Below are 21397 nucleotides of genomic sequence, written 5' to 3'. Positions count from 1 at the left end.
GTGCCGTGCCCCCCGGGGGGCGTTCAGCCGAGCAGCAGGCTCCGGCGCCATAGCGGGCGCTGGAGCGCGGTGATCATTCCGGCTTCGGTGAGGAAGGCGACGAGGCGCTCGCCCGCCCAGCGCATGGTCCGCCGGAAGTGCGGATTGGCGCGGGCCTCGCGGGCGGCGCGGCGCGGGTCGAGGCCCACGGCGCGGTAGATCGGGGCGTTGGTGTACGTGGTCATGGCCAGCATCGCGCACCAGGCGGTCAGTTGCCGGTGGAACTCCAGGACGGCTCCCGACCTGCCGCGCCGGGCGTCCAGGAGTTCGGAGTGGGCGAAGCGGATGTGCCGCGACTCCTCCATCACATGCAGGCGCGACACCTGCCGTACGAGGGGCTGCACCCGCTCGTCGCCCATGGCCTCGCGCTGGAACCGGTCGTAGACCTCCTCGATCAGGAGGGCGGCCGCGAACAGGCTCGCGCCGCGCAACTGCGGGAGCACCGCCCGGCCCAGGTGCCGGACGAGGGCGGGCGGCCGGTAGACCGGGCAGCCGAGGGTGCCGAGGGCCCGGCCGAACATGGCGACGTGCCGGGTCTCGTCGGCCACCTCGCTCAGTGCGTAGTGGGTGCGTGGCGACGCAGGATCGCGGGCGGTCAGATAGCCGGTGAGCATCTGCATCAAGGTCAGCTCGAACCAGGTGGCCATGCTGATCATGTTGGCCCACTCGCTGCGGGAGAGCGCGAGGCGCCGCTCCTCACTCAGCCGGTGCCAGGTGGGGGTGGCGTACAGCGACATCCGCTCCGGCTGGAGATACCAGTGACCGGGCTCGGGCGGGGCGTTCCAGTCGATGGCGAGGGCCGGGTCGTAGGTGTGCTTGGCCGCGGTGCGCAGCAGGCGTCCGGCCACCTCGGCCGGTGTCTGGCGTGGCGTGCCCGTCGGGGCGGGCGCGGACCGCCCGCGCGGATGTGGTTCCCTCACCGCGCACCGCCTGCCGGGACGGAGCGGTGTGGTCCGGCCTGGGCCGGGACGGGCAGGGGTCCTGCCGGTGCTTGGACTTCCGTGGCGGCGGGGGATTCCGTCGCGGGGCCGGGGCCCGGTGGGGCGCCGGGGGGAGCCGTGACCTGCAACCCCAGCCGGAGCTGCACGATCCTGGCGAATTCGGCGATGGTGCCGTTGCTGCGCAGCAGTTCCATGGGCGGGATGTCGAGTTCGTAGCGCTGGTTGAGCGAGACGAGCACCTGAGCGGCCATCAGGGAGTCCATGCCGTAGGAGTCCAGGCGCCGGTGCGGGTCGAGTGTCTCGTGGTCCATCTGCAGAACCTCCGCGAGCAGGCGGGTGAGCTGGTCGACGAGGTGGGCGAGGGCGGTCTCCTCGTCCATGAGGGAGAGCCGGCGCAGGAGTTCCTCGCGGGTGGCCTCCCCGGCCCCCACCTGGGGCGGTACGAGGTCACCGAGGCGCGGGGCGCGCAGCAGGGGCAGCAGAACGGCGGCGCGCGACCAGTCCGTCCGGGAGACGCCCACCACCGCGGGGGCGTCCGGCCGGTCGTCGCCGAGCAGCCGCCGGCCGTGGTCGAGGGCGGTGTGCGGGGCGAGGGGCTCGATGCCCAGGCCGTGGAGGGAGTCGAGCAGGTCGTTGCGGGCCGCGTAACCGATCTCGTCGATGGCGCCCCAGGCGAGGGTGAGCGCCGGTTCGCCGTCCCGGCGGCGCAGCCGGGCCAGGCCCTCCAGGTAGAGGTTGCCCGCCGTATAGGCCGACTGCTTGAAGTTGCCCACCATGGCGGTCGTGGAGGAGTAGCACAGGAAGAAGTCCAGCGGACGCCCGCGGGTCAGGGTGTCCAGGACATGGGCTCCGGCGATCTTGGGCCGCAGGACGGCGCTCATCCGCTCGGCGGTCAGCTCGGCGAGGGGCGCGTCGTCCAGGGCCATGGCCGCGTGGACCACACCGCGCAGCGGATGGCCGTTCTCCTCGACGTCCTTCAGCACCCGGCGCATCGCCTCCGCGTCGGCGGCGTCCGCGGCGTACGCGGTGACCCGCACCCCGTCCGGGGCGAGCGCGTCGCGCACGGCGGCGGCCTCCGGACCGCGGTCCCCGCTGCGGCTCACCAGGGCGAGATGCCGGGCGCCGAGCCCGGCGAGCCACTGTGCGGTGGCGGCGCCGAAGCCGCTGGTGCCGCCCGTGACCAGATAGGAGGCGTCGGGGTCGAGGCGGGGTGCGCGGGGCGCGGTGGGCGTCGCACGCGCGGGCGGAGGAGCGGACAAGGAGGCGGGTTCGACGGCGCAGGGCTCGTCCAGCGGGTCGAACGTGACGACGACCTTGCCGATGTGGCGTGAGTGGCGCATCAGCACGAAGGCGTCCGCCACGCGGGCGGCGGGGAAGACGGTGTGCGGCAGCGGCTGGAACTCCGCCCCTTTCTCCGGCGCCTGGCCGTCCCCCAGGGTCCGCCCCACGTCCTCCAGGAGGTCTCCCAGCAGCCGGGGGTCGCGCAGCACGGTGGTCAGATCCACGCCGTGGAAGGAGATGTGGGAACCGAAGGGGCGCAGCGGCAGGGTCCGGTCCTCGTAGAAGTCGCGCTTGCCGAGTTCGATGAAGCGGCCGCCGGGGCGGAGCACCTCCAGGCCCCGCGCCAGGGCCTGTCCGGAGAGGGAGTTGAGGACGATGTCCACTCCCCTGCCGTCGGTGAGGTCCATGACCTGGACGGTGAAGTCCAGCGAGCGCGAGTCGAGGACGTGTGCCACACCGAGTGCGCGCAGCAGGTCGCGTTTGGGCTCGCTGCCCGCCGTGGCGATGACCGTGGCGCCGTGTGCCCGTGCGTAGTGGAGGGCCGCGAGGCCGACGCCACCGGCCGCGCCGTGCACGAGCACGGTCTCCCCCGCCCGCATCCGGGCGGTGTACAGCAGGCTGTAGTGGACCGTGCAGAGGGCGACCGGCACGCTGGCGGCCTCCGCGAAGGTGACTCCCGCGGGGATCGGCCACAGGTTCCGGGCCGGGCTGACCACGTGGGAGGAGAGCGCCCCGGTCAGCAGCCCGACGACCCGGTCCCCGGGCGCGAAGCGGTCCACGCCGGGCCCGCAGGCGGTGACCACGCCCGCACATTCGAGCCCGAGGTTTTCCTCGCGTGGGCTGCCGGCCAGTGCCTCCGTGGGCAGCAGCCCGACCGTCTGCATGATGTCCCGGTAGTTCAGGGAAGCGGCGCGCACCTCGACGACCACCTCTCCGGGACCCGCGACCGGCGGGGGGATCTCCTGCCAGGCGAGGCGGTAGGAGAGGCCGGGCCGGCGCACCCGCAGGGCGAACGGCGGCGGGGCCGCGCCGTCGGCGAGGGGGACGGCGGGCGGCAGAGCGCGCTCGCGCGGGACGAAGCGGTCGTGCGCGGTGAGCACGATCTCGTCCTCGTCGTCGGCATCGGCGGTATCGGGGGCGTCCGGGGCCTCGGTGTCGAGGAGTTCGCGGACCAGCCGGGCGGCGTCCGTGGCCGGGTCGCCGTCCCGGCACAGGCTCAGGCGGCGTCCGCGCAGGTCGGGTTCCTCGTTGGCCAGGCAGCGTGCCACGCCCCAGGCGGCGGCGTCGGTGGGGTGGGTGATCGGTCCGGGGGTGGCCTCGGCGCCGTGCGGCCGGGTGACGAGCCATAGCCGGACCCCGGCGGGCGAACCGAGGGACCGGTGCGCCTCCGCGACGGCCCGCAGCGTCTGACCGGCGTGGGTGGCGCGGGCGACGGCCTCCTCGGCGTCGTCGGGTTCGGCGCCGCCCAGGATCAGGACGACGGTCGTCTCGCCGGTGCCGGCCTCGGTCAGCGCCCGGCTCCACGCGGCGGCGTCGGTGTGGGCGTCGGTGACGACGCTGTGCCCGGCGCCGTGTGCGGTCAGCGCCTCGGTGAGGGCGTGGGGCAGCGGGTCGTCGGCCGTGTCGCCGCAGACGATGTACGCGGCGGACGGGGCAGGGGGTGGCGGTGCGGCGGCGGGGGTGCCACCGGCCGCGGCGAGGAAGACGGAGGCGTGGTCGCGTCCGGGCGGCTCGGTGTCGCCGGTGCGGACACAGGAGGTGAAGCCGCTCCGGCGCAGGAGCGCGGGCCACTGCTCGCGGGCCAGCAGCGGGGAGCCGGGCCGCAGGCCGGTGTCGGTGCGGTGGTGGAAGCTGTCGAGGGCGCCGAAGACGGGGAGCAGGATCTCCGGCTCATGGCATTCGAAGGCCAGCAGGTGTCCGCCGGGCGCGAGGAGCGAGGCTACGCGGCGGAGGGCGGGCTCCAGGTCCTTGGCCGTGTGCAGCGCGTTGGCGGCGACGACGAGGTCGAAGCCCTGTGGGTGGTAGCCCTGTTCGGCGAGGTCCCGGTCCAGGTCGAAGGTGCCGTACTCGACGAAGTCGTAGTCGCCGAAGCGGTTGCGGGCGCGGGTCGGATAGGCCGGTGAGACATCGGTGAAGCGGTAGCGGGTGCGGTCGGCGGGCAGCAGGGGCAGCAGCGCCGCGGTCATGCCGCCGGTGCCGGCGCCGATCTCCAGGACGCGCAGCGCGCGGTCGGCGGGCCAGTGGGCCAGCAGGGCCCGGAGCAGGGCCTGGGCGAGGCGGTTGTGAAAGCGGGAGATCGGCGCGGTGTCGTAGTACTGCTCCAGGAGGTGCCCGGCCGATTCGGCGTTGAGCAGTGCCAGGGCGCTCGCGCGGCCGGTGAGGACGTCCGCCAGATGCCGGGTCAGGTGTGTCGCCAGGGCGATCCGGTGCACATCCCCGGGCGCCCGGACAAGGGCCTCGCGCACCGGCGGCGGGGTGTGGCGGGCGTCAGGCGTCAGGCACCGGCCGCCGGGGGTCTCGGTGAGCAGGCCGCGGCGCAGCAGCAGGAGTTCGAGCAGGGCGATCAGGGGGCGGTGCCGCTCCTCCATACCGGCCGCCACGAGGTCGTCGGCGGTGAACGGCGCCGCGGGGTCGGGCAGCAGCCGGGCCAGCGCGGCGGCGGCGGAGCGCGCGGTCAGCTCCTCGTCGTGACGCGAGGTCAGGTCGTAGCGGGCCGCGCGCCACCGCTCCCGTACGGCGTCCAGGCGCGGGGCGGCGTCCCGGAGGATGGCCTCGGGGGGCGGCAGGGGTGAGGGCGCGGCCGGGAGGTGGGCACGGGGAGCGGCCCGCGGAACGGTGTGGTGGAGGGTGACGGGGGTGGTGCGGGCGATCGGGAAGAGGCGCAGCCGGCACTCCTCCAGGCGGGCCGTGACGGTGCCGTCGGCGTCCGCGACCGTGATGTCCCAGCAGACCTCGCTGTCGGTGGCGTCGCGTTCGGTGACCCACATGATCCCGGTGGGCGACGGCGCCGACCACACCCGCACCGCGCCGATGGACGCGGGCAGATAGGCGCCCCGCTCCCGCAGCCGGTCGTAGAGGAGGGCGACACCGGTCTGGAGGGCTCCGTCGAGCAGCGCCGGATGCGCGGTGTACGGGGCGCCCGGGGCCTCGTGGCGGTAGGTGGCGACCGAGGTCCGCGCCCCCAGGCGCACCTCGTCCAGCATCCGGAAGGCGGGCCCGTAGACGAGCCCCACCTCGGCGCAGGCGGCGTAGTGTTCCTCGCCGCTGACGCGCGTCGCGCACCGGGCGCGCAGCCGCTCCGGGTCGACCGGCTCGGGCCGGGGGCTCAGCAGCGGGCGCACCCGGGCCCGCGCGTGCGCCCGTGGCTCCGGGCCGCGCTCGTCGGTGCTGGTGACCGTGGCGAGCGTGGTATCGGGGTCGAGGCCGACCCGCAGCCGTACGGCGGAGGCGTCGGCCCAGGGCACCACGAGGCTGGCGCTGACGTCGAGGTGTGCCACCTCCACCGGCCGTCCGTGCACGGCGCGCCCCGCGGCGAGGAGCGCTTCGGCGTATCCGGTGGCCGGCATGACGACGGATCCGCCGAGCCGGTGGTCGGCGAGCCAGGGCACGAGGACGGGCTCGATCGCGCCCTCCCAACTGGGGACGGCGGTGGGCATGCGCTCGCCGAGCAGGGGGTGGACGATGACGCCGTCCCCGCTGGAGTTGGCCCAGGAGCGGGGGGTGCCGGACCAGTGGCGCTCGTACTGCCACGGGTAGGCGGGGAGCCGGGTGACCCGGCCCGGCACCGGGAAGTGCCGGGTGAGATCGGCCGAGGCCCCGGCCGCGAGCGCTCCGGCCGCCGCCGCGCCGAGGGCGGCGGGACCGTCCACCCCGCGGCGCAGGGTGGACAGAACGACAGTGCTGCCGGTGCGAGTGCCGATGCCGGTCCCAAGGCCGTTCCCGATGCCGGTCCCCATGCCAGTCCTTCCGCGCCGGGACGCCACGCGCCGGAGATAGGCGCGCAGGACGGGATGGGGGCCGATCTCCAGGAGGATGCCGGCCCCGTCCGCGAGGGCGCGCCGCACCGCGTCCGCGAAGAGCACCGGGCGGCGCACGTTCTGCCACCAGTACGCCGCGTCCAGATCGGTGCCACGGGCGCGGAAACCGGTGACGGTCGAGTAGAACGGCACCCGGACCGGCGACGGCGTCACGTCGGCCAAGCGGGTGCGGAGTTCGTCCTCGGTGGGGTCCATGTGGCGGCTGTGGAAGGCGTAGTCAAGGCCCAGGTCGCGGAAGAAGACGCCCTCGGCGGCGAGTTCCGCGCCGAGCAGATTGAGGGCCTCGCTGTCACCGGCCACCGTGACGTCCTCGGCGCTGTTGACACCGGCGATCTCCAGCTTCTCCCCGTATCCCGCGAGGGCCTTCGCGGCCCGGTCGGCGGACAGCCCGACGGCGGCCATCCGGCCACTGCCGACGGTGGTCCCCTGCACCCGGCCACGTTCGGCGATCACCCGCGCCGCGTCCGGCAGGGACAGCGCCCCGCAGATGTGGGCGGCGGCCACCTCCCCGACGCTGTGGCCGACGATCATGGCGGGCTCGATCCCCCGGGCGCGCAGCACCGCGGTGATGCCCAACTGCACGGCGAACAGGAGGGGCTGGGCCACCTCCGTCGCGGCCAGGTCCGCCTCCCCGGCGGGCGCGGTGAGGCGATCGGCCACCGACCAGCCCAGACGGGGCGCGAGCTCGGCGTCGGCCTCGCGCACCGCGCGACGAAAGACGGCGTCGGCGGAGAACAGGTCCGCGCCCATGCCCGCCCACTGTGAGCCATTGCCGCAGAACACGAAGGCGACGCGCCCGCTGTCGGCGGCGGCACTCACCGCGCCGAGGGCGGCCGGCGCGTGGGTGGGGGCAATCGGCTTGCCGCCGGGCGGGGTCGACTCGCCGGTGGGCGTCATCCGCTTCCCGCCGGGCGCGGGAAATTCTCCGGTTGGCGCGGCCAACACCCTGTCGAGCGCGGCCAACTCGCCGCCGGGCGACATCGGTTCACCGGTCGGCGCGGCCGACTCCGAGGCGACGTCAGTCGCCTCCGCAGCGGGCGCAGCCAACTCCCTGCCGGGCAGCATCGGTTCACTGGTCGGCATGGCCGATTGCCCAGCGGACGCCACCGGCTCCCCGCCGGGCAGAGTCGGCTCACCGGACGGCGCGGCCGACTTCCTCGCGGGCGGAATCGACACCCCGGCTAACGCGGCCAGCTCCCCGTCGGACGCAACCGGCTCCCCGACGGGCGCGGCGGACGCCCCACCGGGCTCAACCGGCTCCCCCGCGAGCACGGCCGACTCCCCGGCACCTGCAGCCGACTCCCCGCCCGGCGCAACCAACTCACCACCGAGCGCCGCCAACTCATTACCGGGCGCGACCGGCCCCTCACCAGGGCCGTCCGCACCTGGCAGCCCCGGCTCGGGCTCCGGCGCCGTCAAGGCGCGCAGTGCGCGCGCCGCTTCCCCCGGCGTGGTGGCCCAGACGACGGCGCGGTGTTCGTGGCGGCCACGGCGGAGGCAGGAGGTGTGGGCCAGGTCGTAGAAGTCGGCGGGGGTCGTTTCGTCCAGGTGCGCGGCCGTGGCCTCGGCCGCCTCCGACAGTGCCTTGGCGGTGCGGGCGGAGACGAGCAGGGGCACCGGTGAGCGCGGGGGTCGAGGGCGGTCCGGCGCGGGCGGGGGTTCGGCCACGATGGCGTGGGCGTTGGCGCCGCCGAAGCCGAAGGAGTTGACCCCGGCGACGGCGCGCCCGCCGCTCGTGGCGGGGGCGAGGGCCGTGGGCCGGGTGGTGAGCCGCAGCCCGAGGCCCTCGAAGTCGATGTCGGGGTGCGGCGGTTCGGCGTGGAGGGAGGCCGGTGCCGTGCAGTGCCGCAGCACCAGGAGGGCCTTGAGCAGACCGGCCATGCCGGACGCCGGCTCCAGATGGCCGAGGTTGGTCTTCACCGAGCCGAGCGGGAGGGCGCCGGAGATCCGGCGTACGCCGAGGGCCCGGCCGATGGCGAGGGCCTCCAGCGGGTCGCCGACCGGGGTGCCGGTGCCGTGCGCCTCGAAGTACACCAACTCGTCGGGGTGCACCCGGGCGCGGTCGTAGACCTCGCGCAGCAGCCGCTCCTGCGCCTCGGGGCTGGGCAGCGCAAGACCCATGGTCCTGCCGTCGCTGTTGCTGCCGGTGCCCAGGACGAGCCCGTGGATCCGGTCGCCGTCGGCCAGGGCGTCCGACAGCCGTTTCAGCAGCACCACGCCGCCGCCCTCGGCCCGTACGAATCCGTCCGCCTGTGCCGAGAAGGAGGCGCACCGGCCCCGCTGGGAGAGCATCGACGCCTGGGAGAACCCCACGTAGTGGAACGGGCTGAGCAGCACATTGACCCCGCCGCAGACGGCGGCTCGGCCACCGCCCTCCCACAGGGTGCGGCAGGCGCGGTCGAGGGCCACCAGGGAGGAGGAGCACGCGGTGTCGATCGCCATGCTGGGGCCGCGCAGATCGAAGGCGTGCGAGACCCGGTTGGCGGCGATCGACGAGGCGGCGCCCGACATGGTGTAGGCGCCCACCGTGCGCAGTGCGGACATCTGGAGCGCGCCGTAGGAGGCGTCGGAGATGCCGACGAAGACCGCGGTGTCCGAACCGGCCAGCGTGGCGGGGTCCACGGCGGCGTCGTCCAGCGCCTCGGCGGTCATCTCCAGCAGCAGCCGGTGCTGGGGGTCCATGTGGGCCGCTTCCTTGGGGGAGATCCCGAAGTAGGCGGCGTCGAACCCGGCCACGTCGTCGAGGAAACCACCGGCCGCGGTGTACGACTTGCCCCGGCGCGGCACGGCGGGGTCGGTGAACAGGCGGGCGTCGAACCGGTCCGCGGGCACCTCCCCCACCAGGTCCCTGCCCTGCTCCAGGGCGTCCCAGAGCCCGTCCAGGTCCCGGATGCCACCGGGAAGCCGGCAGGCCGCCCCCACCACCGCGATCGGTTCGGCCTCGTCCTGACGCATACCGGGGCCTTTCTCAAGTCACTTCGCGACACCGGCGGGAAGCCCGCGTCACGCTCTCGGCAGCGACGCACACTAGGCCAGACGGGCCACCGCCGAGGCCGTCTGTACACCCGTTGGAGGGAACGGCGGCGAAGTGCACTCGGTGAGGTGAACGGCCCCGACCCGGGCCGCTTAGCCCATTCGGGTGATGTGTGTCGACGGGGCCCGTACAGAACGCGCGTACAGAGCGCGTGTACGGCGGGCCCGGCGGCGCGGCGGGGTGCGGTCGGTGTGGTGTCCTCGGCACGCGCCCCGGCGGCGGTCCCGGTGCGGTGCGGTCCCGGCGCGGTTCCGGCGCGGTTCCGGCGCGTTGGGATCTGCCGCCGGATCGCGTGGCCCCTCAGATCCGCCGCCGGATCGTGCCGCCGGATCCCCATGCCCCTCACCCGCCCCTCGACGTCTGGAGCCCGCCATGGCCGTACTCTTCACCGGCGCGACCGGTTTCCTCGGCAGCCGCATCCTGCGCAACCTGCTCGCCGAGGACGGCGACGACCGGCCCGTCACCGTCCTCGGCCGGGGCGGGGAAGGGAGTCTGCGGGCGCGGGTCGAGACGGACCTCGACGGGCTCGACGGCCTGGCGGGCGCCGCGACGCCGCGCGGGCGCCTGCGGTACGTGTCCGCCGACCTCACCCTGCCCGGCCTCGGCCTGACCGACGGCGAGCGCCGCGCCCTCACCGACATGTGCTCGGTGGTCTGGCACTGTGCCGCGCACCTCGCGCTGCACGACGACCCGGTGCCGCTGTTCAAGGCGAACGTCCTCGGCACCCGGCGCGTCCTCGACCTGGCCACGGAAGCGGCCGGGGCGCGGGTCGTCCACCTGAGCACCGCGTACGTCGCCGGGGGACGCGCCGAGGGGCACATCCGCGAGGACGACCTGGACGGCGGCCACGGCTTCCTGACGCCGTACGAGGAGAGCAAGTACACCGCCGAACGCGCGGTGCACGCCTGGAGCGCCCGCACCGGCCGGGGCGCCACGATCCTGCGGCCGTCGCTGCTCGTCTCCGACCGGCCCATCCATGGCAGCGGGCAGCGCCAGCCGCTGGCGGTGCTGGCGTTCCTCATCCACGAGGCGCTGCGCCGCAGGGCCGAGGACGACCCGGCGCTCGCCTCCCTCCTCGACGGTGGCGACGCCCACGGCAGCGGTCTGCGGGTGCGGGTCCGCGCGGGGGGTGGCGGGGCGCTCAACCTGGTCCCGGTGGAGTACGCGGCCCGCGCGGCGGTGTGCGCCGCGCGGGCGGCGGCGGCCCGTCCTGGCGCCACGGCGGGGGTGCGCACGGTGCACCTGACCCATCCGCACAACACGCCCTTCGCGACGGCGGTGAAGGTCCTGGAGCGGCTGTACCCGGGGCTGTCCCTGGACCTCGTGGACGACCTGGACGACCCGGATCCGTACGAGTCGCTGTTCGCGCATCACCTGGCCTCGCTGCTGGTCTTCACCGCGCAACGCAGGACGTACGACCGGAGCAACCTGCTCCAGGACACGGCGGGCCTGCCCGACCCCAAGCCCCTGGACGCCGCCTACCTCGGCGACGCGGCCGGAGAGGCAGTCGCCCCCGCCTCGGCAGCCTGAACCCTCCCCCACGACTCGGCGGCCCGGTGGGGCGCGGAGGTGGTGAAGCCAACGCTGCTCAACTCCACCGCCCCAGCCCGGGACGTACGACCGAAGCAACCTACTCGAGGACACCGACTGGCCGCCCGACCCCAAGCCCCCCGGACGCCGCCTACCTCGCCGACGCCGCCGGAGAGACGGTCGCCCCCGCCCCGGCCGCCTGCACCCTCCCCCACGGCCCCGCCGTGGCCAGCACCCGCAGCTCCTCCAGCCAGGCAGCGGCGAACGACTCGGCGGCCCGGCGGGGCTCGGTGGTGGTGAAGCCGGCCACGGCCTGGTCCTGGGCGGTGGCCAGGACGGTGGACAGGCGGTGTCCGGCCGGGAGGAAGTTCAGCGGCAGCACGCGCCGGACCCGCCGCCCGGCCACCACCAGCGCGGACGAGGGGCCCCGCACATTGCTGGCGAGCAGGGTGGCGCGGGCCGGGTCGAAGTACCGCTCGAAACACCATCCCCCGGCCGCGGCGGGGACGGACCGGAACACCACGCGCACCAGCGGATGGCGCAGCGCGCGGGCCCGGCCCGCCGTGCGGGCGGCGACCAGGGCGAGGCGGCGTACGGCGTCGGGCTCCGCCACGGGGAGCGGGATACGGAGCGGGATGTGGCGGTTGCGCAGCACGGCCGCGTCTCCCGGGCCCCGGACGTTCACCGGGACCAGGGCGCGCATCTGCCCGTCGGGGCCGCGGAGTTCGGGCCGGGTGCGCAGCGCTCCGCTCAGCGCGGCCAGGTATACGTCGTTGACGGTCGTGCCGTGGCGGCGGGCGATGCCACGCAGCAGGCCGAGATCCGTCTCCGCGCAGGCGTAGGAGAGGGTGGCGGGCGGGCCACCGTCGGCTTCCGCCGCGCTGCCCCGGCGCCGCTCCAGCAGGGGCGTCCCGCACAGCCAGGCCGCGCGCAGCGGATCGGTGACGGCACGGTGCAGGGCGCCGCGCGCCCGCCATGGTTCGGCCCGCGCGGGGGACGCCGTGGCGGCGCCCGGGCCATAGGCGCCCGGGCCATGGGCGCCCGGGCCATGGGCGCCCGTCCAGGCGGCCAGTACGCCGACCACTCCCGCCCCGTCGAGCAGCCGGTGATCCGCCCGCCATACCAGGGCGGACGTGTCGCCGGGCAGTCCCGCCAGTGTGGAGCAGGACCAGCGGTGCGGCTCCAGCGGCCTGGCCAGCGCCTCATGCGCCACGTCGGACAGGCCCCGCTCCGGACCCGCCTCGGCGTACTCGTCCGCGCCACGCCACGGGCCGTCGTCCGAGGGCCCGGTGCCCAGCAGCTCCGCCACCGGCCGCAGCGAGGCGGCGAGTTGGCGCCGGTCGGGAGGAGGACCCTCCAGCTCCAGCACCACGCCGATGGTCAGTCCGGTGCCGGGATGCGCCTTCCCGTACGCCACAAGCGCCGCGTCCGGAAACGGCAGTTTCCCCGTCGGCTTCCCGGTCGGCTTCCCGGTCGGCTTCTCAGGCTTCCCCGTCATCCTCCACCACCCCTCCGCCGGTCACACCGACCGGCAGCCGGAACAACGCCCGGGCGGCGCCCAAGTCACCGCCAGGGGCTGCCGCGTCAGCGGCCGACGAGCGCCTTCACGACAACGGGTACACCTTGGTGACCGTGCGGGTGAATCACCCGCACGGACCAACGGCCACCGCTCCCCGGGCCGCCATCATCGGACGGATCAATCATCGGAAGTGGCCACTCTTCGGGTGGCCCGACCTGGGAGAAGTGCGTGACTTCAGCGAACGGGCGCAGGCGCGCCCTCGTCCATACGGCAGCCCTGGGGCTGCTGGCGGCCTCGGCGACCGCCGTGGCCTTACTGGGGCAGCAGCCCCCGGCCCGCGCGGCCGCCGAAGCACCGGCCGTTCCGCTGCCGTTGACCTGCAAGGGCACGGCCACGGTGGAACCCACCAACCCCGACCTGGTGCTCGTGCGCGACGAAAGCGGCGTCGCGGGCTACCGGGCCACCATCACCGGAAACTGCCTCGGCTCCGCCGTGGTCTCCAAGGTGCGGGTCACCGTGGAGGGCATGGCCGAGGGCACCTGCGGCACGGCCATCGGCACCGGCACGGGAACGGCGGAGTGGATCGGGCCGGGCGGTGCGCGGGTCGGCACAAGCACCGGCGGCGGCAAGCTCCGCTTCACCAATGACGCCGACGGCAACGTCACCTTCAGGGCCGAGAACGTGCAGATCGCCAGGGGCCTCTTCGCGGGCTCCGTGGGCGTCGACATCACGGTGGACGACCGCGGTGTGAGCCGGGACTGCTGGACGCAGGGCAGGCTGGCCGGTGGCTCGGGCAGCGGCTCAGCGCGGCTGACGTTCGGCTGACGCCTCGGCGGGGGCCGGAAGCCGTGCCGCGTGTTCCGGGGCGGCCTCCGGTCGCCCGCCCTTGCCGGTACGCGATTTCCGCCCGCCTTTGCCCGAGCGGGACTTCCCGGGCTCGCCGGAGTTCCGGGAGAAGCCGGGCCACCACCAGTTCGCCGCGCCGAGCAGCCGCATGACGGCGGGTACCAGCACCGCCCGTACGAGCACCGCGTCGATCAGCACCGCCAGGAAGACACCGACGCAGATCTCCTTCACCATGACCACGCTGCTGGTCGCGAAGCAGGCCGTCACCACCAGAACGGCCGCCGCCGCGGCGCTGATCACCCGTCCCGAGCGCTCGATCCCCACCGCCACCGACTCCCGGTCGTCCCCGAGCAGGCGGTACTGCTCGCGGATGCGCAGCAGCAGGAACAGCTCGTAGTCCATGGACACCGCGATGAGGAGGAACAGCATGACGATGGGTGCCAGCGCGTCCACGTAACCCGTCGGTTCGGCTCCGAGCAGCCTGCTGGCGTGTCCGTCCTGGAAGATCCAGGTGAGGGCGCCGAAAGAGGCGCCGATGGACAGGCCGTTCATCACCAGCGCCTTGAGGGGAAGCACGAGCGAGCGCAGCGCGACGGTGAGCAGCACGAAGCTCGTGACCACCATGAACGCGAGCACCCGGGGCAACAGCCGGTAGAAGGTGTCCATGGTGTCCACGGCGAGGGCCGACGCGCCGCCCACCAGCACACCGCTGCCGCCGGGTACGGGCAGCGCGCGCACCGCCCGTACCAGTGACTTGGCCGAGTCGCTCTCCACCCGGTGGTCCTGGCCGACGTAGATGACGGCCTTGTTCCCGGTGGTCCCGGCCACCAGCACGCCCCGGGCATCGGGCAGTTCGGAGACGTTCCGCGTCCAGGCCAGCAGGTCGGCGTGGCCCCGGCCGCGGTCCACGGGGTGGTCGAAGGTGGCGATGGCCTGCAGGGTGCCGAGGCCCGAGACGGCGAAGTCGTGTTCCATGCGTTCGGCCGCCACCCGGGCCGGCGCCCCGGCGGGCAGCATCCGCTGGTCGGGGAAGCCGATGACGGTGTGCAGGAACGGCACCGCGAGGGCGAGCAGGAGCGCGGAGACGGCGCAGGTGTAGGCGATGGGCTTCTGCATCACCGCACGGGCCACGCGGCCCCACAACGCGCCGTCCCGGCGACCGCCCTGGCGCCGCAGCCAGGCCGGTGAGAGCGCGTCCACGCGCTCGCCCAGGCAGAACAGCAGCGCGGGCAGCACCGTCACCGTCACCAGGGCTCCCACCAGCAGCCCGGCCGCCGCGCCGATGCCCAGTGCGCGGACGAAACCGAGCGGGAAGAAGGCGAGGCCCACGGCGATGAAGGTCATGACGACGCCGGACAGTGCCACCGTCCGCCCGGCGGTGTCGACGGTGATGGCGACGGCCTCCGCCGGGGTGCGTCCCGCCCGCAGCTCCTCCCGGAATCTGCTGACGATGAGCAGACCGGCGTCGACGCCTGCCGCCAATCCGATGGCCACCACGAGGTTGACCGTCACATACGGGACCTCGATGACATCGGCCACCGCGCGCAGCGCGGCGAGGGCCGCGGCCGTCGCCAGGACTCCGGTGACCACCGGCAGCAGTGCGGCGACCACCCCGCGGAAGACGAACACCATCAGCAGCATCATCAGCGGCAGCACCATCAACTCGGTGCGCACCAAGTCGCGTTGGGACCGTTGGACGATCTCCGAGATGATCGCGCTCGGCCCGGTCCAGCTGACCTCGAACCCCGGTGTGCGCAGGGCGTCCCGCAGCGCCAGATAGCTCTGGGTGCGGCCGGTCTCCCCGTCGCCCTTCAGCAGGATGGGCACCACGGTCGCGTGCTGGTCGAGGGAGACCAGCAGCGGATTGGCCGAGGACCAGGCCGTCGTGGCCCGGTCCACCGTGCCCTTGGGCGCCCGGCGCAGCGCGTCCTCCACCGCCTCCCGGAAGGCGGGCCGGGCGGCGGTCAACTCCTTGCTGCGGAAGGTGACCAGGACATCCGCGCCACCCTCCCCCACCTCGGTCCGGATCGCGTCCGCCGCCCGGGTCGCCTCGGCGGCCGGTGCCATGAAGCCGCCGTAGCTGAGCCGCCCGGACAGCCCGGAACACGCCCAGCAGGAGACCACCAGCACCAGTACCGCCCCCGCGAGCACCCAGACCCTGCGCGCGACGTCGAAACGCCCCAGCCGGACGAACATGCCACCCTCCCTGGCTCACCGCGCCGGCGCCCACGGTGGGACGGCCCGCGCAGGACGCCCAACGAACGACACTCCTCCAGGTCACCCAGGTGTGCGGAGAAGCCCCACAATGACCCGCTATCAGGGGTAGCGGCCGGATTTTCCGGTGCACCCGTACACAACGGAAACTGTCGTTTACCGGATCGTGTTCGCAAACGGCTTTTCTCAGGGCCTCTCACCGCAATGGCCTTCGACGCCCCAAAACACCGGAGAGGGCCATGGAATACCGCTCCGAGCAGCCATTTGACCGTTACCGGCCCCTTGAAACAACCTTCTGCCGAGATTTTGGCGACATTTGATGTCCCGGCACTGTCCTCTTACGACATGGCTGCTTTACGTTTCTCTTTTCTCGCACCACCAGAAACGCTTACAGGGGAACCGTGCTCACTCAGGACACCACCACGCAAGGCGCTTCGAGCGCACCGGATCCACAAGCACCACCGATCAGCGACCGGCCGGCCGCGCCCGCCCGGTCCAGGGGCGCCGCCATTCTCGGCTGGGTCGTCACTCTCACCCTCAACGTCGCCGCACCGATCCTCACCTACAACGCGCTGCGCGACCACGGCTGGAGCGAATTCGCCGCCCTGCTGCTCAGCAGCGCCTGGCCGGTGGTCGACGGCGCCGTCCACATCGTCTGGCGCCGCCGCCTCGATGAACTCGCCATCGTCACCCTGGTGTTCATCGTGATCACCGCCGTGGTGTCGACCGTCGGCGCGCACTCCGCCCGCGCCCTGCTGATCAAGGACTCGGCCGTCACCGGGCTGTTCGGGCTGCTGTGCCTGGCGACGCTGCTGACGCCGCGCCCGCTGATGTTCTACTTGGGCCGCAAGTTCGCCACCGACGGCACCGAGGCGAGCACCGCCTGGTGGAACGGCCTGTGGAAGGTCGATGGCTTCCGCAAGGCCATGCTGACGATGACGACCGTCTGGGGCGTGGCCTACTGCATGGAGTCCGCGGTCCGGATCGTGCTGTCCTACACGCTGAGAACCGACACCATGGTGGTCCTGAGCCCGGTCCTGATCTACGCCGTGCTCGCCTCCCTCGGTGTGTGGACGGGCGTGTACGGCAAGCGGTCGCGCCGCAAGGGCCAGGCGCGCGCCGCCGCGGCAGCAGCGGCCGAGGCGGAGGCTGAGGCAGCGGCCGGGGCCGAGGCGGAGGCTGAGACAGTGGCCGAGGCCGGGGCCGAAGCTGAGGCTGGGGCAGAGACTGCGGCGGTGGCCGATGCTGAGGCAGAGACCGAGGCAGCAGCGGCTGAGGCAACGCCCGCCGAGGCAAAAGCCGCTGAGGCGAAGGCGGCCGAGCCCGCCTGACACCGCGTAGCCGGCCGCAGGTGAACTTCGGCGGCCGGGCGCGGCGTCGATATGGGAAGCTGTTCGACAGCCGGACACGCATGCGGGGGCCGTGACGGCCGTCGAGAGGAGTAACAGCGTGACGGAGAACGGCTTCCGCGCCGAGGAGATCGATACCAGCAGGCCGCACCCTGCCCGGATCTACGACTACCTGCTGGGCGGCAAGAACAACTACGAGGTGGACCGCGAGGCGGGTGACCGGCTCGCCGCCGCGGCGCCCGAGGTGTGGCGCGGCGTACGGGCCAACCGCGACTTCCTGCGGCGCGCCGTGCGCTACGTGGTCGGCAACGGCATCCGGCAGATCCTCGACATCGGCACCGGGCTGCCCAGCTCCCCCAACGTGCATGAGATCGCCCGGGAGTTGGCGCCGGACGTGCGTGTCGCATACGTCGACAACGACCCGATCGTCAACACCTACGCCAATGTGATTCTCCGCGGCTCCGCCGCGACCAGCATCGCACTGGCCGACCTGCGCGACCCGCGGGCCATCCTGGACCACCCCGAGGTCCGCCAGGTCATCGACTTCGACGAGCCGGTGGCGTTGCTCCTGGTCGCCATCGTCCACTTCCTCACGGAGGCGGAGGAGCCCGAGCGGGTCCTCGCCATCCTGCGCGACGGGCTGCCGGCCGGGAGCTTCCTGGTGCTCTCCCACGCCACGGGCGACTTCGCCGACCGCAGCGCGGCCCAGGCCGTGTACGACAACGCCACCGCCACCCTGAACCTGCGGTCCCACGCCGAGGTCGAGCGGCTCTTCGACGGCTTCACCCTGGTCGAGCCCGGTCTGGCCGAGGTCCCGTTCTGGCGCCCGGACGCCCCGCCGCAGACCAGGCCCGGCGATATCGGCTACTACGGCGGCGTGGCGCGCAAGACGGGCTGAGCCGCCGCTGTCGCGTCAGGAGGGGCAGGCGCTCTTGGAGCCGCCGCGGTAGGTGCGGTAGAGGGCGGCCGCGCCCGGGGGGCCGGAGCGGGCGCTCGGCGGGAACTCGACCACGGGTACGGGTTTGCAGACGGCCCATTGGTCGTTCTTGCCCGGGCCCTCGAAGCCGTAGGTGCCTCCGGCACCGACCAGGCAGGAGCTGCACGAGTTGCCGGCGATGCTCGGGATGATGAGGGTGTTGTACACATCATCCTTGGTCGGGATGCTCAGTGCCTCCGGGGCCTTCTTGCCGCCCTCGTTGATCTCGGCGAAGGTGCGGTCCACGGCGCCCGCGAGCAGCGCGAAGGCGTCGTGGTACATCACGGCGTAGCCGTCATTCAGCGGGTCCGTGCCCAGCTTGTGCTGCTTCTGTATCTCCTCGAAGCGGTCGAGGAAGCGGCCGAGTGCCTTCTTGGGCTTCCCCGCCCACCAGGCGGGGTCGACGGAGGACGCGTCCACGATCGTGGCCTGGGCCTCGTCCAGCCATCGCGTGGGCGCGTCCGCGGTGAGGGTGGGCTCCAGGCCGATGCCGACCTTCAGGATGCGCAGCGTCGTGGTGCGCCCGCAGCTTCCCTCCTGCGCCATGCGCTCCATGAACGCGGGCAGGTCCTGGTCGCGGCCCGCGAAGAAGACGGTGTCGGACTTCTCGTTGCAGATCTTCTGCACGGCGTCGGTGAACCGCTGGGGGATGCCCTTGTCCGTTCCGGAGGTGCCGGTGAAGTTCGAGTTGTGGTTGGTCAGGTCGTACGCGTCGCCGAAGTGCCGCTTGAAGACGCTGCGCAGATTCTGGGAGTAGACGTCCTCGCTGCGGTTGTCCCAGACCAGGAAGCCCCGGTGCCCCGCCGGCTTCTTCTCCAGGTAGAGCTTGAGGGCGCGGGCGAACTGGTCGTTGTTGGGCGAGGTCTTGAAGAAGTACGGGGAGTTCATGTTGGCCGCGGTGATGACCGGGCCGACGGTGGGGATGCGGTGCTTGCTGAGCGCGGCGATCGCCTTCCGGGTATCCGGGGTGCTGCTCGGGATGCCGGTCACGCCGACCAGCGGCGCCCGGGTGTCCTTGGACAGCTCGGCGAGGCGATCGACGACGGGCTCCCAGCGGTCGAGGTTCCGGCCGTCGGGGGCGAGCAGGAGCTGGTAGTGCGGTCCGCCGAAGCGGTTGGCCTGCCGTTGGGCGGCCAGGGCACCGGCGAGTCCGCGGCGGATCATGTCCACCGTCATGGCGCTGTGGTCGTCCGCGGTGAAGGGCATCATCAGCGCGATCCGCACGTACGGGATCTTGGGTCCGCTCGGCGGATCCTCCCAGTCCTGCCGCACCCGCGCGTTCTCGTCCGCCACCGCCTCGATGAGGCTTTCGATGCCCGGGTCCGCCTCGAAGGCTTCCGCGGTGACGCCCACGCAGTCGCCCTCGATGTCCCGCAGATCGTCACCGCACCTGCCGGGGCCCTGCACCACGTTGACAACGACGGTGATCGCGACGGCGACCAGGGCGCCGAGTCCGACAACGGCCAGCCATTCGAGCGGTCCCCACTCGCGAGGGTGACGGCGGAACAGACGGAACAGCATGCTTCCTCACTGACCGGAGATAGGGAAGGGGCGCTTCTTCCGTGCCGCCGCAGGCCAACTGCGGGCGGCCTGACCCAGGACGGCGTGCCAGGACGGGTGGCGCGGGGAGAGGTAGGCCAGCTCTTCGCCGACCGCCTTGCACATATCGGGGTCCGGCTCGGCATGCGGCTCGGACACATGCCACAGGGCGTGCAGCAGCCGGTTCACACAGCGCTCGATCTCATGCAGTTCGGCGTACCGGCCGTCGTGCGCGCCGAGGGCGATCTGCATCCGTTCGTCGGTCCACTCTCCGGCCGGTGGGGTGGGCGCGGTGGCGGCGTACCGCAGGCACAGCAGCCAGTGCGCGGCGGCCTGGGGGTTCTTCTCCGACTGGAACTCCTCCGTCAGCATGGCCACCACCGTCTCCGCGTTTCCGGCCGCGAGGGTGTGCCGCAGGGCGTCCGCCTCGCCGCTACCCCCGCGCTGGGCGTGGTGCATCCGCAGGAAGCGGTGGATGTCCTGCCAGCTACGCCCGTCCTCGGCCCGTGACGAGGTGCGGCGCGCCTCGTGCACGAGCAGCGTCCGCAGCAGCGCGTCGGCGACCAACGGCTGGTCGGGCGGGGTGAGTTGCTGCCACTGCTGCTCTTCGAGGTAGTCGGTGGCGGAGTTGGCGGGGAGCTGGTCCGGGCCCTGGAGACGCAGATTCTCGGCCAGCGCCTCCGCCGCGGTGCTGTCGCGGGCGAGCGAGAGCAGGGTCAGCCGGTCGCGCTGGCGCCGGTTGGGAAGCAGCCGCTCCAGGAGCGCTTCGGTGACGGCGCGGCCGTCCTTGGCGTGCAGTTCCAGGAGGTCGCGCGGGCCCACGCCACGGCCCCGCTTGGTGGCGTCCAGGACCGCCGCGCACAGGACGGTGGTCACCGCGGGATGCCCGCCGGTCAGGGAGTGCACGGCGGAGGCCAGATAGGGGTGGAGCGGCCGGGCGGGCCAGTCCGGCACCAGGAGGGGGAGGATGTCGTCCCGGCTCAGCGGGGTGAGCGGGACGGCGAGCAGTCCGGCGGACGGGGCCAGGCCCTTGCGCTGCCAGCCGGAGGACTTCACCAGGTCGGGCAGGTCGCGGCGGATGGCGGCGGACGCGTTCTCCGGTAAGCCGCCGAGGCGGGTGGCCACGACGACGAGCTCCTCGTGGTCGGGGCGTTCGGGCAGCGCGCGGTGTTCGAGCAGCAGGTCGAGGAAGTCCTGCCCCGGGAGGCAGTGGGCGTCGTCGAGCAGGATGAGCGGCCAGGGCTCCCGGTTCCACCGCTGCAGCCTGCCGTAGGAGGAGGCGACATCGTGGAGGAAGGCGGCCATCAGGCTCTGCTCGGCCGCGTGCCGGTAGTCGCCGCCCCGCTGGAACCACTCCCCGAGCAGCACCAGCGGATCCTGGCCGTCCGCGCCCCGTGGGAAGCGCCGCCGGTACCACTCCTGTGCCGCGGCCGGCTGATACCGGTCGGTGTACTCCGCCACCACGGCGGCGGTGACCGAATCCCGGCCCCACTCCGCGTCGGTCTGCGCGCCAATCGTCTCCAGCCGGCCTTCGACGGCGGTGGCCCAGGCGTGTCTCAGCGCGTTCTCATCACCGTCGGCGAGGCGGCAGGCGAGCAGCAGCCGGGCGAACGTCAGGCACGCCACGTCGCGCTGCTCGCCGTTGCCGCGGTACCAGCCGGAGACGGCGAACAGGCCGGGCACCAGGACCGGGAAGCGGCGGCGCACATCGGGGGCGAGCCCGCACACCAGCTCCGCGAGGATCTCGACGAGGGTCGAGGCGGTGGGGGCGCGGCCGTCGGCCGGGGCGGGCGGGAAGGTCTCGGGTTCGGTGGCCACGGCGCGGACGTGGGCCAGCGGCAGCCGGTCGCGGTAGCGCGCGGCGAGCTCTTCGAGCACCGCGCTGCGCCCCATGCCGTGGTATCCCGTGACCAGCACCACGGGCAGGTCGCCCTGGTGCTCCCGGCCCACCCGGGACCGCTCGTCGTAGGCCAGGCCGGTCAGCCGGGGAACGAGCGAACGCAGCAGAGGGTCGCGGCCATAGAGCGGTGACCCTTCCGATACGCGCATCCTGCTGCGTCCCGCCTCAGTCGTCCTCTGCTGCCCGGCAGCC

The 21397-nt window shown here is 73.5% G+C and carries 10 protein-coding genes; 4 read left to right on the top strand and 6 right to left on the bottom strand.

Going from position 1 to position 21397, the window contains the following annotated elements; genetic code table 11:
- Window positions 1-23: 23 nt before the first annotated feature.
- Together J5X86_RS32800 and J5X86_RS32795 are read right to left on the bottom strand one after the other, a co-directional pair.
- A complete protein-coding gene (locus J5X86_RS32800; RefSeq protein WP_208520341.1) occupies window positions 24-959 on the bottom strand; it encodes a diiron oxygenase in 936 nt (311 codons plus the stop codon).
- Window positions 956-9253 carry a type I polyketide synthase gene (locus tag J5X86_RS32795; protein WP_208520340.1) on the bottom strand — a complete coding sequence of 2766 codons (8298 nt, stop codon included), beginning with the start codon at window positions 9251-9253 and terminating at the stop codon, window positions 956-958. Before J5X86_RS32795 ends, J5X86_RS32800 begins: the two co-directional genes overlap by 4 nt.
- 451 nt (window positions 9254-9704) lie before the next feature.
- On the opposite strand from J5X86_RS32795, the gene J5X86_RS32790 reads away from it, so the two are divergent.
- On the top strand, window positions 9705-10862 hold the full coding sequence (locus J5X86_RS32790; protein WP_208520339.1) for an SDR family oxidoreductase: 1158 nt from the start codon (window positions 9705-9707) through the stop codon (window positions 10860-10862).
- 151 nt (window positions 10863-11013) lie between these two features.
- On the opposite strand, the gene J5X86_RS32785 is transcribed toward J5X86_RS32790, so the two are convergent.
- Window positions 11014-12360 (bottom strand): WS/DGAT domain-containing protein, encoded by a 1347-nt coding sequence (locus tag J5X86_RS32785; protein WP_208520338.1) that lies wholly within the window; start codon window positions 12358-12360, stop codon window positions 11014-11016.
- A gap of 249 nt (window positions 12361-12609) precedes the next feature.
- Here J5X86_RS32785 and J5X86_RS32780 point away from each other — a divergent pair, with 249 nt between their 5' ends.
- The gene (locus J5X86_RS32780) at window positions 12610-13206 is read left to right on the top strand and encodes a hypothetical protein (RefSeq protein WP_208520337.1); all 597 of its coding nucleotides are present in this window, start codon (window positions 12610-12612) and stop codon (window positions 13204-13206) included.
- Here the strand turns inward: J5X86_RS32780 and J5X86_RS32775 are convergent.
- On the bottom strand, window positions 13183-15423 hold the full coding sequence (locus J5X86_RS32775) for an MMPL family transporter (protein WP_208520336.1): 2241 nt from the start codon (window positions 15421-15423) through the stop codon (window positions 13183-13185). The two genes, J5X86_RS32780 and J5X86_RS32775, sit on opposite strands and share 24 nt — an antisense overlap.
- A gap of 419 nt (window positions 15424-15842) precedes the next feature.
- On the opposite strand from J5X86_RS32775, the gene J5X86_RS32770 reads away from it, so the two are divergent.
- Both J5X86_RS32770 and J5X86_RS32765 read left to right on the top strand, forming a co-directional pair.
- Window positions 15843-16772, top strand: a complete 930-nt coding sequence (locus J5X86_RS32770) for a VC0807 family protein (protein WP_243982029.1) — start codon at window positions 15843-15845, stop codon at window positions 16770-16772.
- Between the two features lie 118 nt (window positions 16773-16890).
- On the top strand, window positions 16891-17688 hold the full coding sequence (locus J5X86_RS32765) for an SAM-dependent methyltransferase (RefSeq protein WP_208520335.1): 798 nt from the start codon (window positions 16891-16893) through the stop codon (window positions 17686-17688).
- Between the two features lie 15 nt (window positions 17689-17703).
- On the opposite strand, the gene J5X86_RS32760 is transcribed toward J5X86_RS32765, so the two are convergent.
- On the bottom strand, window positions 17704-19287 hold the full coding sequence (locus J5X86_RS32760; protein WP_208520334.1) for an ABC transporter substrate-binding protein: 1584 nt from the start codon (window positions 19285-19287) through the stop codon (window positions 17704-17706).
- Between the two features lie 6 nt (window positions 19288-19293).
- Window positions 19294-21354 carry an ATP-binding protein gene (locus J5X86_RS32755; RefSeq protein WP_208520333.1) on the bottom strand — a complete coding sequence of 687 codons (2061 nt, stop codon included), beginning with the start codon at window positions 21352-21354 and terminating at the stop codon, window positions 19294-19296.
- Window positions 21355-21397: the final 43 nt, after the last annotated feature.

Origin of the sequence: Streptomyces sp. NEAU-YJ-81, assembly GCF_017592595.1 — a bacterium.
In the GTDB taxonomy this organism is placed as follows: Bacteria; Actinomycetota; Actinomycetes; order Streptomycetales; family Streptomycetaceae; genus Streptomyces; species Streptomyces hygroscopicus_B.
This window is presented reverse-complemented; position numbering and strand designations above follow the sequence as displayed.

What these genes read in the sequence shown, in the direction of transcription:
- J5X86_RS32795 (WP_208520340.1), bottom strand. Translation starts at nt 9,253, where the DNA reads ATGCGTCAGGACGAGGCCGAACCGATCGCGGTGGTGGGGGCGGCCTGC.
- J5X86_RS32790 (WP_208520339.1), top strand. Translation starts at nt 9,705, where the DNA reads ATGGCCGTACTCTTCACCGGCGCGACCGGTTTCCTCGGCAGCCGCATC.
- J5X86_RS32785 (WP_208520338.1), bottom strand. Translation starts at nt 12,360, where the DNA reads ATGACGGGGAAGCCTGAGAAGCCGACCGGGAAGCCGACCGGGAAGCCG.
- J5X86_RS32775 (WP_208520336.1), bottom strand. Translation starts at nt 15,423, where the DNA reads ATGTTCGTCCGGCTGGGGCGTTTCGACGTCGCGCGCAGGGTCTGGGTG.
- J5X86_RS32760 (WP_208520334.1), bottom strand. Translation starts at nt 19,287, where the DNA reads ATGCTGTTCCGTCTGTTCCGCCGTCACCCTCGCGAGTGGGGACCGCTC.
- J5X86_RS32755 (WP_208520333.1), bottom strand. Translation starts at nt 21,354, where the DNA reads ATGCGCGTATCGGAAGGGTCACCGCTCTATGGCCGCGACCCTCTGCTG.